Source organism: Rhizobium sp. 05N49 (genome assembly GCF_056396805.1).
The window spans coordinates 361743-377611 of record NZ_JBFTME010000001.1 but is presented as its reverse complement, the minus strand read 5'-3'; the positions used below and the strand labels follow the sequence as shown (position 1 = coordinate 377611).

The following is a 15869-nucleotide window of genomic DNA, read 5'->3' as shown; positions in this document are numbered from 1 at the left end:
GAGGCCATTGCCGCGGTATCTGTCGCCGCAGGCCGAACCCAGGAGGAGTGTCGATGAGCAATGATAAGCAGGATCATGCCACCTTGATCGGCGAACATCGGCTGGATGAGAAAGTTCTCGATGTCCTGCATTCCTATCACCAGCGGATCGACGAGGAGCGCGGCACGTTGCGCCAGGAGGCGCCGGGTGGACGCGACGGCGGGCAGGATCTGCGGATGCGGGCGGTCGGTCCGGAGACAGGGCGATTCCTCAATATTCTCGTCCGAAGCCTGACGGCGCCGACCATTCTCGAGCTTGGCACTTCCTTCGGCTATTCCGGCATCTGGCTCGCGGAAGCTGCGCGGGCGACCGGCGGGCGGCTGATCACCATGGAAGTGCATGGCTATAAATCCGCCCATGCGCAGACGATGGCAGAGAAGGCCGGGCTTGCCGAACATATCGATTTCCGGGTGGGCGATGCGGTCGCGATGATCCGCGAATTGCGGGGCAAGGTGGATTTCGTGCTCGTCGACCTCTGGAAGGATCTTTACCTGCCGTGCCTCGAAGCCTTCTATCCGAAGCTCAATACGGGCGCGATCATCGTTGCCGACAACATGATTTATCCGGTGACTGAAGATGTGAAGATCTATGCCCGGGCCATCAGGACCAAGCCGGGGATAACCAGCGTGCTGCTGCCGGTCGGATCGGGGCTGGAGGTCAGCCGCTATGAGCCCTGAGTCTCAGGCGGATTTTCACCAGAGGCCGGGAAACAGCCGGTACTTCACCTTGCGGCAATAATCTTCATAACCGGACAGATCCCGGCGCAGATGCTTTTCTTCGTCCAGGAGCCGCAGGATCAGGCCGATGAAGATCAATGGCACGATAACGAGCCCCCACAGGGAGGAGAGGGCCAACGGAATGCCGGATGCGAGCGGCAGGACGGCGGCATACATCGGGTGGCGCACCAAGGCGTAAGGGCCTGTGGAGATGACCTTCTGGTCCTCCGATACCTGGATCGTGGCCGAGGCAAAGGTGTTTTCCCTGAGGACGAACACGACGAACAGGAAGCCTGCCGAGATCAGCAGATTGCCGAGAATGACTGCCCAAGCCGGAACGCTCGACCAGCCGAAGCGGTAGTCAAGCGCTGAAACCAGGATGAGGGCGATCATGACGACGCTGGTGAAGAGCTGGATGCGCTTCTGCACCGGTTCCGTCTCGGCGGCAGGGCCGGCGCGCATGCGCTTTTCCAGGAGTGCCGGGTCCCGATAATAGAAATAGGCCGATGAGCCGGCCGACCAGGCGGCGAAATTGACGAAGAACAGCCAGCCCTGCCAATAGGCGAGCGTGCCTGCCGCCAGGAAGACCATGACGGCGAGGGCGACGAGAAACTTGGCATTGGCTTCGGCGGCCCTGCGGCCGAGATCAGGTGCTGCATCCTGCATGACGCCTCCTTGCGCTTATGCCGCGCAATTCACTTTGTGGCTCTGCCTTTAGAATCTGCAAAGCAGACGCATGATATCAAGCCATGGCCGGAGGCGCAGGTTGCGACCATCAGGCCAGGGGCGCGCTGCCCCTGTGCCTTCAGGTGATTGGTCATGCTGCCCTGCGGGGAGCAAGGAGGTTCGGTGGATATGGGCAAATCCGTTGATGGTGCCGAGACGAAGACGAAGCTTTCCATCGTCGCACCCTGCTACAACGAGGCCGAAGGACTGAAAGAGTTCTGCCGGCGGGCGAGGGCGGCTGCGCAGGCTGTTGCCGGCCAATCTTTCGAGATCATCCTCGTCGACGACGGATCCAGCGACGATACCTGGGGCGTGATATCGCAGCTTGCGGCAGGCATTCCGCAGGTACTCGGCGTCAAGCTCCTGCGCAATCACGGCCATCAGCTCGCGGCGACCTCGGGCCTTGCGGTGGCGCGCGGCGAGCGCGTGCTGCTTATCGATGCCGATCTGCAGGATCCGCCGGAGTTGCTTTCCCAGATGATGGCGATCATGGATCAGGACGCCGACGTCGTTTACGGGCAGCGCAGCGAGCGCAAGGGCGAGACGAAGTTCAAGCTCATCACCGCCTCCGTCTTCTACCGGCTGCTGACGCGGCTTACCTCCATCTCGATCCCGCAGGACACTGGCGATTTCCGGCTGATGAAGGCGCGCATCGTGCATATCCTCCTCAACATGCCGGAGCGGCACCGCTTCATCCGGGGAATGGTGAGCTGGATCGGAGGCAGGCAGGTGGCGCTGCGGTATACGCGCGATGCCCGCTATGCCGGCTCGACGAAATATCCGCTGAAGAAGATGATCCGCTTCGCGATCGATGCGATCACCAGCTTTTCGATCATTCCGCTGCGCGTCAGCGCGTGGATGGGGCTGATTTCGGCGGTGTTTGCGGTCGGACTTCTGGTCTATACGCTCGTGCAATGGTTCGAGGGCAATGTCATCACCGGCTGGTCGAGCATCATGGCGGCCATTTCGGCCCTGAGCGCCATCCAGCTGATCGCGCTCGGCACGCTCGGCGAATATGTCGGCCGCCTCGTGCAGGAGCACAAGCGCCGGCCGATGTTCATGATCGACTGCGTAGTGCAGGGCGAAGTAACGTCTGAATTGGCCGACAACTTTTCCGAACTCGACACGGCCAGCCGCAGGTCGGAACTCGGCAAGCTTCCGGCAGCAAGCGTCACTGCAAAACCGGTTGAAACTGCCGTCGACCGCTGATCCCGAATTGTTGCCGCACATGGCGACAAAAATTTCGGCCCTTACGGCATTTTTCCTTTCCGATCCCGGATAAGGGGCGTATCCAGATCGGGTATCCCTCCGTGCGGCCTGCCTGTCGGTTTCCCGCCTTTTCTCCCGTAATCCGGATTTCGCACAGATCGATGACTGCAGTTCAGACGAGTGAGAAGACAGATGAGGCGTTCGGCGCCCGTCAGGCCAAGATCGTAGCGCTGGTCGTTGCCGTTTCATTCTTCATGCAGATTCTCGATGGCACGATCGTCACCACGTCGCTGCCGCAGATGGCGGCGAGTTTCGGCGTACAGCCGGTCGCCATGAGCATCGGCATTACTGTCTATATGCTCACGACGGCGGCCTTCATTCCGCTTTCAGGCTGGCTGGGCGACCGGTTTGGGGCGCGACGCGTCTTTCTCACGTCCATTGCCGTTTTTACTGTGGCATCGCTGTTCTGCGGCCTGTCGGGAAGCCTCACCGAATTCGTCATTGCGCGTGCGGTGCAGGGCGTAGGCAGTGCGCTGATGACGCCGGTCGGGCGTATCATCGTGCTCAAGAACGCCCGCAAGTCCGAGCTGGTGCAGGCGATCGCGCTGATCACCTGGCCGGCGCTGACGGCGCCCGTCGTCGGCCCGGTGCTGGGCAGCTTCATCACCACCTATGCCAGCTGGCACTGGAACTTCCTGATCAATATCCCGATCGGCATGATCGGCATCGCGCTGGTGCTGCGCTTCGTGCCGGAGCAGCGCGAGGAGAGGGTCGGACCGCTCGATGTAAAGGGCTTTTTCCTGAGTGCGGCCGGCCTGACCCTGCTGCTTGCCGGGCTCGAACTATCGGTCAAATGGGAGGGCGGCTTACTGCCGCTCATCGTGCTGCTTGGCGCCGGTATCGCGTTTTCCGTCATGGCGACGCGGCATTTCCGGCGGGTCGACAATCCGCTGCTCGATCTCGCCGCCTTCAGGGTGCAGACCTTCTCGATGACGACGCTTTCGGCGGGCACGGCCTGCCGCACGGCGATCAATGCGACGCCGTTCCTGCTGCCGCTGCTCTTCCAGCTGGGTTTTGGCCTGAGCTCGATTGCTGCCGGCACCTATCTCCTGGTCTATTTCCTCGGCAATCTGGGCATGAAGACGGTGACGACGCCGCTCTTGCGGCTTTTCGGCTTCCGTAACGTGCTCTTCTTCAACGGCGTCATTGCAGCCGGCTCGATCATTGGCTGCGGCTTTCTCACGCCTGATACTCCTGAGGTCGTCATTTCGGCGCTGCTCCTCGTTGCCGGGCTTTCCCGGTCGATGGAGTTTACGGCGCTCAACACGCTGTCATTTGCCGATATCGGTCCATCGCAGAGAAGTTCGGCTTCGACACTGTCGAGCATGCTGCAGCAGATTTCCATGCTGCTCGGCGTTGCTGTTGCGGCCGCCGTCCTCAACATTTCCTCGGGGCTTCGCGGTGCTGCAGGCCCCGCACTTGGCGATTTCCGCTGGGCGTTCTTCGTGGTCGGCATGATCGGCTTTTTATCTTGCCTGCGGTTCCTGCAGCTTTCTGCCGACGCGGGTGCCGAAGTTTCGCACCACCGCCGCTTTCAAAAAAGCTGATCTGTGGGCGGAACCATTTGCCTCTCCTTGCGTTTAAAACCTGGTTTTCAGTATTCGTGTTCGCAATTTTTTTAGAGGGGCTTCCGGCTGCAGCCGGGGCAGGGGTCGACATTTCCGATGGCATCTTCCTTCGATCCGTCTGGCATCAGGCGTCACATCATACCAAAGGCTAGGTGCTGTTTACGCGCGCCTGTCGATGCAATACGACAGTCACATGCAGAACGACTCGGCGGCCTCACAGCCGGTATTGCTGCGGGAAAACGCCCGGAGGCAGAATGAGCGAGTCCAATACGGATGCTGCAATCCGTATCCTTTATATCGATGATGACGAGGCGCTGGCGCTGCTGATGCAGAAGAACCTCGGCCGTCGCGGCTTTACGCTCGAATGGGCAAGCGACGGGACGACGGGTCTTGAGCGGCTCGCCAAGGGGGGCATCGATGCAGTCGTTCTCGACCATTTCCTGAAAGCCGAAACCGGCCTCGAAATCCTGCCGCGCATCATGGCGCTGCCCGATCACCCGCCTGTCATCTACGCCACCGGCTCCGGCGATACGAGCATTGCGGTTGCAGCCCTGAAGGCTGGCGCGGACGACTATGTGCTGAAGGGTATTTCGCCCGATTATTTCGATCTTCTGGCTGCGGCGCTGGAACAGGGGCTGGAGCGGGCGCGCTTCCGCCGCGATACGGCGCAGGCGCAGGAGGTGATCCGACAGCAGCGCGATCATGCCGAAATGCTGCTTGCCGAAGTCAATCACCGCATTGCCAACAGCCTCGGCCTCGTCGGCGCCCTGATCCGGATGCAGTCCTCCATGACCAAGGATCAGGTGGCGGTCGATGCGCTGCAGGAAACGCAGATGCGCATCAACGCAATCGCCAGCGTTCACCGCCGCCTCTACACCAACCGGCAGGTCGGCACCGTGCAGGTGGATGAATATCTGAGCAGCCTTCTGACCGAGCTCGAGACCTCGATACGCGACGACAAGCGGCCGCACCGCGTGGTGCTGACCGCCCAGCCGGTCAATCTCTCGACCGACAAGGTCATCACACTCGGGCTGATCGTCAGCGAACTCGTCACCAATGCCTTTAAATATGCCTATCCGGATGGCAGCTCGGGCGAGATCAATGTTATCGTCCAACAGGATAGCGATGTGCTGAAAGTGACCGTCGAGGATGGCGGCCAGGGCTTTGATCCCTCCGGCCCGGCGAAGGGAACCGGCCTCGGCTCGAAAATCCTGACCGCAATGGCCGGCAGCCTGAAATCCGAACTTGTCTACGATCCGGAGCATCGCGGCACGAGGGCGATACTGGTCTTTTCCATAGGCTGACCTGACGCCTGGGGAGGCATCATGAACACGGATATCGTCTGCACGCCTGACGAAGTCTACGATTTCTGGTTCGTTCGCTGTAGCCGGAAGGAATGGTTCGGCTCGACCGCCGAACTGGACGAGGAAATCCGGGCCCGGTTCCGCGCAACCCACCTGTCGCTTGCCCGCAGCGTTACCGAGGAATGGCGCTCCACCCCGGAAAGCCGGCTTGCGGCCGTGATCGTGCTCGACCAGTTTCCGCGCAATATCTACCGGGCGACACCGCTTGCCTTTTCGACTGACGGACTGGCGTTGCGCGAGGCGAAGATGGCGCTTGCCGTCGGCGCCGACCACGCCCTCGAGGGCATCCAGCGGACCTTCTTCTACATGCCGTTCGAACATGCGGAAGACCTCGTCGAGCAGGATCGTTCGGTCGTGCTTTTCACCGCACTCGGCGACGAGGAGTTCCGCGACTATGCGCTTCGCCACCGGGACGTGATCGCGACATATGGGCGTTTTCCGCATCGCAATGCTATCGTCGGACGGGAGTCGAGCGAGGCCGAACTGGCGTATCTGGCGCTTCCCGGTTCCGGTTTCTGAGCCATTACCTTGGAATTCCGCCTTTCTGTCGCCTTTCTTTCCTATAAGAAGCGGTCAATTACCTCTGATACGAATCCACCCGGGGGCTTCTTGCGCTTGACACATTGGCTGTTTCGCACCGTTCTTCTGCTGTCGCTGGCTGTTGCCGGCCTGCACCTCGATGGAAAGGCCGTCTTCGCGCAGGCCCCTCAGCCGGCGGCCGAGGCACAGACGCAGTCCGCTCCGGCCCAGACAGCTCCAAGCCAGGCAGCTCCGGGCCAGGCGGCGCCAGCTCCGGCGGCCGCAACAGAGGCGCCCCTTGCCAACGGCGCACTCGATCAGGCGCTGAAGGATATCGACAAGGCGAAGAACCAGCTTGTCTCGCTGCAGGACCGCGTCAAGCAGAATGCCGACAATGACGATGCTCTCGTGGAGCTTGCCGGCCAGACGGATGAACTCGGCCGCGGCGTTATCGCGACATCCGTCAGCCTGCGCCCGCGTTTCGACCAGATCAAGAGCCGCCTGACCGAACTTGGCGAGCCGCCGAAGGACGGCCAGCCGCCGGAAGCGCAGATCGTCACCGACGAGCGCAATGCGCTGACGGCGGAACGCTCGCAGATCAATGCCGTCACGGGTGACGCGGAGAATCTGTCGATCGCGATCACCAAGCTTTCCAACGTGATCACGGCGACGCGGCGCCAGCTCTTTGCCGATACGCTGTTCCGGCGCACCGAAATTTCCGCCTCCGTCATCGACGATGCGGTCGGTGCGTTCGTTGATGAGGCGGGCGAGTTTTTGCAGACGCTTTCGAGCTGGATTACCTTCGTCTGGAAATTCAAGAGCCTGCAGCTGTTTGCAGCGATCTTCCTGTCGCTCGCGACGGCCCTTATCCTGCTTTCCGGCGGCTACCGGCTTTTCGGCCAGTATCTGCGGCGTGATCTCCATGTCGAGGAACCCTCCTATATCAGCCGCCTTTCCTTTGCCTTCTGGTCGACGCTGATCCGCACGGCTTCGCTGGATGTGCTGCTGGTGACGTCGCTGATCTTCCTCGACGGCTTCAATGTGCTGAGAAGCGATATCACGCCTGTGATCGGCGCGCTTTTCGGCTCGATCGGCCTCGTCTATTTCGTCGGCCGTTTCGTCAACGCGGTCTTTGCGCCGAATGATCCGTCCTGGCGTCTGGTGCGCCTTTCCAATCTCGGCGCCCGCTCGGTCGGCTACTGCCTGATCGCCATGGCCGTCGTCAACGCGCTCGATTATCTCTTCGGCGCCATCGGCGAGGCGATGGGATCGCCGTTGGTTCTGACGGTCGTACGCAGCCTGCTTGCGGCGCTGATCATCGGCCTCATCCTGATTGCCGTTTCCTTCGGCAAGCCGATGCTGGCGAAGAATGGCGATCCCGATGCGCCGGGCCGTCACTGGCCGCGCGGCATGGCGATCCTGCTGCGTGTTTTCGGTGCAGGCCTCATCCTTGCGGCGCTCTCGGGCTATGTGGGCTTGGCGCGGTTCGTCGCCACGCAGCTCATCATCACCAGTGCCATCATCGTCACCACCTATATCGGCCTGCTGCTCGGCAAGGCGATCTCGCGGCAGGACAATTTCGCCGATACGTTCCTCGGGCGCTTCCTGCAGACCCGCTTCAAGCTTGGCGACGTTGCGATCGATCAGGTGGGGCTGGTTGTCGGCCTCCTGATCTACGCCGTGGCACTCCTGACAGGCATTCCGCTCATCCTGCTGCTCTGGGGCTTCCATGTGCAGGATCTGCAGCTGCTTGCCTACCGGCTATTCACAGAGGTGCGGCTCGGCGGCATCAGCATTTCGCTGCTCGGCATCTTCACGGGCATCCTGCTCTTTGCCGGCGGTTATCTCGCGACGCGCTGGGTGCAGAAATGGCTCGACAGCAATGTCATGGCGCGCAGCCATGTCGATCTGGGCGTGCGCAATTCCGTCAAGACCGGCATCGGCTATCTCGGCGTAGGCCTGGCGGCGATCTTCGGCGTTTCGGCTGCYGGCATCGACCTTTCGAACCTTGCGCTCGTTGCTTCGGCACTCTCGGTCGGTATCGGTTTCGGCCTGCAGAATATCGTGTCGAACTTCGTTTCAGGCCTGATCCTGCTGGTCGAGCGCCCCTTCAAGGTGGGCGACCATGTCGTTTCGGGCACCGCCGAAGGCATCGTCAAGCGCATCTCGGTGCGCGCCACCGAAATCGAGACCTTCCGCAAGCAGTCGATCATCGTGCCGAACTCGGATCTGATCAACGGGCTCGTCGGCAACTGGACGCATCGCAACAAGCTCGGCCGTTCGGAAATCCCGGTTTCCGTGAGCTACGAGGCCGATCCGCGCAAGGTGATGGATATTCTGCTGGAGCTGACAGCCGCCGTGCCGTTGATCCTGCGCAATCCCGAGCCCCATGTGGAGTTCCTGCGCTTTGGACCTTATTCGCTCGATTTCGAGCTGCGCTTCTTCCTGGCCGATATGGGCGACGGCCTGACCGTGCGCAACAATCTGAGGATCGAGATCCTCAGGCGCTTCAAGGCGGAGGGCATCGAGATCCCATTGCCGCAGAGCGATCTGACCATTCACCGGCAGGCAAATGCGGAGGCGGAGAAGGTGCTCGTCCAAAAGCCCGATGAGCCCGAAGAGGCCGCGGCTGAAGACGAGGTCAAGGATATAGAAACGGTAGAAGACGAGCGGCCGGTGCGCCAATTGCGCAGCAAGACGGCGGACGGCAAGCTCAAAGGCTGAACGGGCCATTCAGCGCTCATTCACGGGTTTTGCGCTATAACCTCAGGCAATCGATCGCTGCAGGCGCAGCGACGAGCGCCCAGGGGAGGGCGTAAAGCCTATGTCGCATACCGTGACACGATCCGCAGTCGCATTTCTTCTTCTCCTTTCCACGACATCTTTCGTACTGGCAGCCTCCGTTACCAACAAGGACGAGGCCCCGGTGGTGCTGTCCGTCACCGAGGGCGGAAACCGTGTCGAAGTCGTCGTCGACGCCGGCGCTTCCGAACGGTTCTGTCCTTCCGGTTGCTTCATGACGACGCCCGATGGCGACCGTATCGGGCTTTCCGGCGACGAGACGATCGAGATCGTCAAGGGTTCCGCCGTCATCAAATGACGGCGGCTTGCGCCCGGCCACCATCGATTTTTATGAATTTTTGAGCCTCGTGGCTTTTGACGCTTGTCTATTTGCGCATCGTCGCGGCAAGCTTTTCCCATGTCGTAAACAGGCCTCTCATGACGCAGGCCTCGCTGCATAGTTCGCGAAGATGGTTCGTCCGGCTCGAGCAGCCGGATATTGGGAGTTCATCCGGTATGGGCTGCCGGATATCAGGTAGAAGAGGGTATTTTCTCCATGAAGTCACATGCGCGGGCAGTGGTCATCGGCGGCGGCGTCGTCGGCGTTTCGACGCTCTATCACCTTGCGAAGAAGGGATGGGGCGACAGCGTGCTCATCGAGCGCAAGGAGCTGACATCAGGCTCGACCTGGCATGCAGCCGGCCTGCTGCCGCTCTTCAACATGAGCTACTCGGTCGGCCAGATCCACAAATATTCCGTCCGCTTCTATCAGGAACTGCAAGAGGAAACCGGCATGAATGTCGGCTTCAGCAAGGTTTCCAATATCCGTCTCGCTCGCACCAGGGATCGCTGGGACGAATTCATGTACTATGCCGGCATTGCCGAGACGATCGGCGTGAAGGTCAATATCCTCACACCTGAGCAGGTGAAGGAAATCTGGCCGCTCTGTGAGACCGATGGGTTGCTCGGCGCCATCCAGCATCCCGATGACGGCTATATCCAGCCGGCGGACCTGACACAGGCGCTTGCCAAGGGCGCGCGCGACCGTGGCGCCACGATCTACCGCAACACGACGGTCACCGCCATCGAGCAGCAGGCTGACGGCCTCTGGAAGGTGACGACCGACAAGGGTGAGATCACCGCCGAACACATCATCTCCTGCACCGGCAACTTCGCCCGCAAGACCGGCGATATGGTCGGCATCAACATTCCCGTCATCCCGGTCGAGCACCAGTATATCGTCACCGAGCCGCATCCCGATATTCTGGCCCGCAAGGCAAAGGGCCTGCCAGAAATGGGCGTGCTGCGTGAGGCCGACAGCGCCTGGTACATGCGCGAGGAAAATGGCGGGCTGCTGCTCGGCCCTTACGAGCAGGGCGCACCGGTCTGTTATGTCAACGGTCCCTCCGATGACAGCGAATATGAGCTCTTCCAGGAAGAACTCGAGCGCCTGATGCCGCATATCGAAACCGCGATCGCCCGCGTGCCGGCCTTCGGCGAAGTCGGCATCAAGAAGGTCTATAACGGCGCCATCGCCTATACGCCTGACGGCAATCCGATCGTCGGCCCGGCGCCGGGCCTCAAGAACTTCTGGCTGAACGAAGGCCATTCCTTCGGCATCACCGCGGCCGGCGGCGCCGGCTGGCAGCTTGCCGAATGGATCGTCGATGGCGAGCCGACCGTCGACATGATGGGTGTCGATCCGCGCCGTTTCGGCCCCTATGCGAAGGAAGGCTACCTCATCGCCAAGAACGAGGAGGCCTATGCCAACGTCTTCACCATGCACTATCCGGATGAAGAGCGCGCCGCCGCCCGTCCGCTGAAGACGACGCCGGTCTACGATCGCCTGAAGGCGCTCGGCGCCGTGTTCGGTTCCGTCTATGGCTGGGAGCGCGCCAACTGGTTTGCGCCCGAGGGCTATGACCTGCCGAAGGACCAGATCGGCGTTGGCGCCGACGTTCTGACCAACCACAATCACTCGGATCCGACCGAAGACGGCCGTATCCTGGAAAAGTGGTCCTTCCGCCGCTCGAACTATTTCGAGCATGTCGGCAACGAAGTCATGAACGTCAACAAGAATGTCGGCGTGCTCGACATGTCGGCTTTCGCCAAGGCGCTGGTCACCGGTCCCGGCGCGCGCGCGTGGCTGGAATCGATCTTCGCCAATGCGATCCCGAAGAAGCGCGGCCGTATCGCGCTCTGCCACATGCTGACCAAGGAAGGCGGCGTGCGCGCAGAATTCACCGTTTATGAAAGCGCGCCCGGCACTTTCTATCTCGTCTCGGCGGGCGCCTATGAGGCGCATGACCACGACTATATGCGCAAACTCCTGCCGGCAGACGGAAGCGTCAAGTTCACGCCGATCACCCAGGGCTGGGGCGTGCTCGTTCTCGCCGGGCCGAAGTCGCGCGATGTGCTGAAGAAGCTGACGCGCACGAGCCTAGACAACAAGGATTTCCCGTGGCTTTCGGGCAAGGAGATCTCGGTCGGTGCGGCGAGCGCCCATGCGCTGCGCGTCAACTTCGTCGGCGAACTCGGCTGGGAGCTGCATCATCCGATCGAGATGCAGAACTACATCTTCGACAAGCTGATGGAAGCCGGCGCCGAATTCGGCATCAAGCCCTTCGGCATCCGCGCCATGCTTTCCATGTCGGTCGAAAAATCCTATCGACTGATCCCGCGCGAAATGTCGATCGAGTACAATGCCTATGAATCCGGCCTCGACCGCTTCATCAAGCCGGAGAAGGAATTCCTCGGCCGCGAGGGCCTGCTCTCCTACAAGGAGAAGGGCCTGAAGTGGAATTTCGCGACGCTGGTCGTCGAGACCGGCAACGACGTCGATGCGCGCGGCTCGGAGGCGATCTACAACGAGGCGGGCGAGCTCGTCGGGCGCGCCACCAACGGTACGTTCGGCTTCCGCATCAACCGCTCGCTCGCGCTTGCCATGCTGCGGCCCGATTATGCCAAGGAAGGCACGAAGCTGAAGATCAAGATCCTCGGCACCACCTACAACGCCACCGTCGTCGGCGAGAGCCCGTTCGATACGGAGAACGCGGCACTTCGCGCCTGACCGCCCTGTGACCTGTTCTAGTTTCTTAAGCATATGAAGAAGAAAAAGGCGGCCGCACCATCGGCCGCCTTTTTCATCGCTGGCCATGGCAAGCCGATTAATAATTATTCAAATGAATTCATGTAACCGTTTCGTTCGGGGACACAATTTCCACTTTAAAGGTTTGCCATGGCGTTTCTAGGTATTTCGGGAATGCAATATTCCGGAGAAATGTTTGCCGGCGCGCGTATTATCCTCGCTGAAGATTCCAACGTCTTCACCTCGATGATCGGAAAGCGCCTGAAGGAGCTCTTCGACATCGACGTCGAGATCTGCCGCAGCTTCGAAGAGCTGCAGCTTTCCTATGACAAGTCTTCAGACCCGATCACGCTGGCGATTTCCAACATCAACCTGCCGGGCGCCGAAAACGGCGAGGCGCTGGAATATCTGGTCGACCTGTCGATCCCGACGATCGTCTTTACCGGTACCTTCCAGGAAGGCATGCGCGACAAGCTGCTCGCCAAGGATATCGTCGACTATATCCTCAAGGACAATATCTTTGCCGTCGATCTCCTGGCGGAGTCGATCTGCCGGTTCCTGACCAATCACCGCCATCACGTGCTGATCGTCGATGACAGCGCCACGGCCCGCGCGCTGCTCTCCAGCCGCCTGAAGCGCTATAATTTCCGCGTCAGCACCGCCGAGAGCGGCGCCAAGGCGCTCGAGATCCTCAAGGCCAACCGCGATATCGGCCTGATGGTCACTGACTACAATATGCCCGATATTGACGGCTTCGAGCTGACGCGCCGCATCCGCGCCACGATCGGCTCGCACGAGCTGCGCATCATCGGCGTTTCCTCCTCATCGAACCGGCTGCTTTCGGCGCGGTTCCTGAAGGCCGGCGGCAATGATTTCATGCTGCGACCGTTCATCGACGAGGAATTCTACTGCCGCGTCAACCAGAACCTGGATACGCTTCTGCAGATCCAGTCGATGCGCAGGGAACGCGCTGTTGCCTGACCCGGCCGCGAAGATCAGCGACAGGGAAGCGGCCCGATGATCGGTCTTCATCGGGGTGGCTCAAAGGCGGCGCATATTCTTGCAATCACAGGTATTGCGACCGCCATTTGTCCCCTTCACGGAGGAGGGGCTCTCGGTTATCGTCCAGCGCGTTATGAGAGAGGGCGAGTCGAGCCCTCCGGGCGCGTCGGGGGATAGGCAGCTGTGGCATTCCAGGGGGAGTTTCAGCGAGATGGTTCGGGTCCTCGGTTCGGAGGAGTTCGCGTACTACTGGTTGAAGATTCCCGGATGTTTTCGGCCGTGCTCCGCCATCGCTTCCAGACGGAGCTCAATCTCAATGTCAAATGCTGTTCGTCGCTGAAGGCGCTACGCGAGGAGCTCTCCCAGGAAGGCCATGACTACGGCATGGCCGTGGTTGACCTGAACCTGCCTGACGCGCCTTATGGCGAGGCGCTCGACTGCATGATCGAGCATAATATTCCTGCCATCGTTTTCACGGCGACTTTCGATCTCAATACGCGTGCCCGTATCCTGGAGCGCAACGTCATCGACTATGTGCTGAAGGATAACGAGTTCGCGCTCGACAATCTGGTCGCGACGGTGCGCCGGGCGATCATGAACCGCAAGACGCGCGTGCTCGTCGTCGATGACGTGCCCTCGGCGCGCCAGGTGCTGGTCGATCTGCTGAGGGCGCAGCAATATATGGTGGTGGAGGCCAGTTCCGGCCTCGAGGCGCTCGCGGCACTGGAAGCCTTCGGCGACATCGAACTCGTCGTGACAGACCATCATATGCCCGATATGAGCGGCTATGAGCTGACGCGGCGCATCCGCCACCGGTTCGGCTCGGACAAGATGCGCGTCATCGGCGTTTCCTCGTCGAACGACCGCATGCTGTCGGCAAGTTTCCTGAAGGCGGGCGCCAGCGATTTCGTCTACCGGCCCTTCGTCGTCGAAGAGCTGCAGTGCCGTATCGCCAACAATGTCGAGACGCTGACGCAGATGAAGCAGCTGCGCGCGGCGGCCGCCTGCGACTACCTGACCGGCCTCTATAACCGGCGCTATTTCTACGACAATGGCCCGAAGCTGGTGAACGAATGCCTGCGCCTGAAAATGTCGAGCGCGGTCGCCATTCTCGATATCGACCATTTCAAACGTCTCAACGACACCTATGGCCACGAGATCGGCGACAAGGTGCTGAAGGCCGTCGCAGACAGGCTACAGACGATCTTCGAAGGCAGCGACAATCTTCTCTCGCGTCTCGGCGGCGAGGAATTCGCGATCCTCTTCCCGCAAATGGATTCGCTTGCGGCCACCAAGCTCTGCGACGAGATCCGCTCGGATATCTCCCGTCTCAAGGTCACGGCGGACGATGAGGAACTGTCGGTGACGGTCTCGATCGGCGTGGCCGAAATCGCCGGCTACGAGACCTTCGAAAACTATCTGAACGCGGCAGACCAGTTTCTTTACATGGCCAAGCACAAGGGGCGTAACCTTGTCTATTCCGATGCCAAGATGACGGAAGAGGCGGCGCAGTAAGGGCGCAATTCGCTTGCCGTCCTCCTTGGGACAGGCGCGACCATGACGGTGGCAGTGCTGCCGCAAATCAAAAAAAGGCGGCCACCGAGCCGCCTTTCATGTTCCGTCATGCTGCCGTCACTGCCTCAAGCCGCGACTGCCTGCTGGCGGGCCGTTGCCATGGTCATCTTGCGGTCGGCGCGCTCCTGTTGCGGGGAACGCTGATAGAGTTCGCGATAACACTTGGAAAAGTGCGAGGCGGAGACGAAGCCGCAGGCGACGGCGACTTCGACGACCGGCATGGAGGACTGCACCAGCAGGTGGCGGGCGCGGTCGAGACGTATTTCCAGATAGTAGCGGGCAGGGGACCGGCCCATTTCCTGGCGGAAGAGGCGCTCGATCTGGCGGCGCGACAGGCCGGCGCCCTCGGCGATTTCGAGCAGAGACAGGGGCTCGGCGAGATTGCCTTCCATCAGTTCGATGATCGACAGCACCTTGGCATTCTGGACACCGAGGCGGGCGCGCAGCGGCAGGCGCTGACGATCATGCGGGTTGCGCACGCGATCGGTCAGATGCTGTTCGCAGATGCGGTTGACGAGGCTTTCGCCGAAATCCTCGCCGACGAGGTTCAGCATCATGTCGAGCGAGGCCGTGCCGCCGGCACAGGTATAGAGATTGTTGTCGACCTCGTAGAGGTCGGCATAGACCTCGGCCTGCGGAAACGCCTCGGAGAAGCCCGGAAGGTTTTCCCAGTGGATCGCGCAGCGCTTGCCATTCAGGAGACCCGCCTGGGCAAGCACATGCGCGCCCGTACAGAGCGAACCGACGGCAACGCCGCGATTGTAGGATTCGCGCAGCCAGGCATTGACGGATTTATTGTTGAAGGTCTCGACATCGATGCCGGAACAGACGAGCACCATGCCCGGCCGGTTTTCCCCGCCGAGATGGCGGCGCTCTTCGGCGAGCGAGGAATTGGCCTCCACGCCGATGCCGCAGGAGGAATAGACCTTTTCGCCGTCGACCGAAGTCAGGCGCCACGTATAGGCCTGATAGCCGAGCATGCGGTTTGCGATGCGCAGTGTATCCACCGCCGCCGAAAAGGGCAGCATGGTGAATTGAGGGACCATGAAGAAGACTACGGAACGTTTCTTGAGCTGCATCTTGTTCATTGGAAAATCCATGCTCGAGGGCGACTGCATATTGGTCGCGTGGAATGCGTCGCTCCGATGTTCTAAAAGCGACACTGGCATGGAAAAATGCGGCTAGGAAGAGCAAATCTGCGACATGGCAGAAGATTTGCGGC

General features: G+C 60.8%; 12 protein-coding genes. 10 read left to right on the top strand and 2 right to left on the bottom strand.

The window, feature by feature from the left end:
* Positions 1-53: 53 nt before the first annotated feature.
* The gene (locus tag AC1DF8_RS01950) at positions 54-716 is read left to right on the top strand and encodes an O-methyltransferase (protein WP_477994843.1); all 663 of its coding nucleotides are present in this window, start codon (positions 54-56) and stop codon (positions 714-716) included.
* Positions 717-731: 15 nt separating this feature from the next.
* Here AC1DF8_RS01950 and AC1DF8_RS01945 read toward each other — a convergent pair whose 3' ends face one another.
* The gene (locus AC1DF8_RS01945) at positions 732-1421 is read right to left on the bottom strand and encodes a methyltransferase family protein (RefSeq protein ID WP_477994842.1); all 690 of its coding nucleotides are present in this window, start codon (positions 1419-1421) and stop codon (positions 732-734) included.
* Positions 1422-1610: 189 nt separating this feature from the next.
* Between AC1DF8_RS01945 and AC1DF8_RS01940 the strand changes: the two genes are divergently transcribed.
* The 9 genes from AC1DF8_RS01940 to AC1DF8_RS01900 all read left to right on the top strand — a co-directional run bounded on the left by AC1DF8_RS01940 (position 1611) and on the right by AC1DF8_RS01900 (position 14587).
* A complete protein-coding gene (locus tag AC1DF8_RS01940) occupies positions 1611-2690 on the top strand; it encodes a glycosyltransferase family 2 protein (RefSeq protein WP_477994841.1) in 1080 nt (359 codons plus the stop codon).
* A 161-nt stretch (positions 2691-2851) separates the two neighbouring features.
* Positions 2852-4297, top strand: coding sequence for an MFS transporter (locus AC1DF8_RS01935; protein WP_477994840.1), 1446 nt, complete (start codon positions 2852-2854; stop codon positions 4295-4297).
* Between the two features lie 275 nt (positions 4298-4572).
* Positions 4573-5622 carry a sensor histidine kinase gene (locus tag AC1DF8_RS01930; RefSeq protein ID WP_477994839.1) on the top strand — a complete coding sequence of 350 codons (1050 nt, stop codon included), beginning with the start codon at positions 4573-4575 and terminating at the stop codon, positions 5620-5622.
* 21 nt (positions 5623-5643) lie between these two features.
* A complete protein-coding gene (locus AC1DF8_RS01925; protein WP_112546804.1) occupies positions 5644-6201 on the top strand; it encodes a DUF924 family protein in 558 nt (185 codons plus the stop codon).
* A 90-nt stretch (positions 6202-6291) separates the two neighbouring features.
* Positions 6292-8925 (top strand): mechanosensitive ion channel family protein, encoded by a 2634-nt coding sequence (locus tag AC1DF8_RS01920; protein ID WP_183846889.1) that lies wholly within the window; start codon positions 6292-6294, stop codon positions 8923-8925.
* 100 nt (positions 8926-9025) lie between these two features.
* The gene (locus AC1DF8_RS01915; RefSeq protein ID WP_477994838.1) at positions 9026-9301 is read left to right on the top strand and encodes a hypothetical protein; all 276 of its coding nucleotides are present in this window, start codon (positions 9026-9028) and stop codon (positions 9299-9301) included.
* A gap of 237 nt (positions 9302-9538) precedes the next feature.
* Complete coding sequence (locus tag AC1DF8_RS01910; RefSeq protein WP_112969326.1) at positions 9539-12052, top strand: GcvT family protein; 2514 nt, start codon at positions 9539-9541, stop codon at positions 12050-12052.
* A 168-nt stretch (positions 12053-12220) separates the two neighbouring features.
* The gene (locus AC1DF8_RS01905; protein WP_029616362.1) at positions 12221-13051 is read left to right on the top strand and encodes a response regulator; all 831 of its coding nucleotides are present in this window, start codon (positions 12221-12223) and stop codon (positions 13049-13051) included.
* A 204-nt stretch (positions 13052-13255) separates the two neighbouring features.
* Positions 13256-14587: a diguanylate cyclase gene (locus tag AC1DF8_RS01900; protein WP_029616363.1), complete on the top strand. Its 1332-nt coding sequence runs from the start codon at positions 13256-13258 to the stop codon at positions 14585-14587.
* Between the two features lie 125 nt (positions 14588-14712).
* Here AC1DF8_RS01900 and AC1DF8_RS01895 read toward each other — a convergent pair whose 3' ends face one another.
* Positions 14713-15735, bottom strand: coding sequence for a GlxA family transcriptional regulator (locus AC1DF8_RS01895; RefSeq protein WP_112546808.1), 1023 nt, complete (start codon positions 15733-15735; stop codon positions 14713-14715).
* Positions 15736-15869 lie beyond the last annotated feature (134 nt).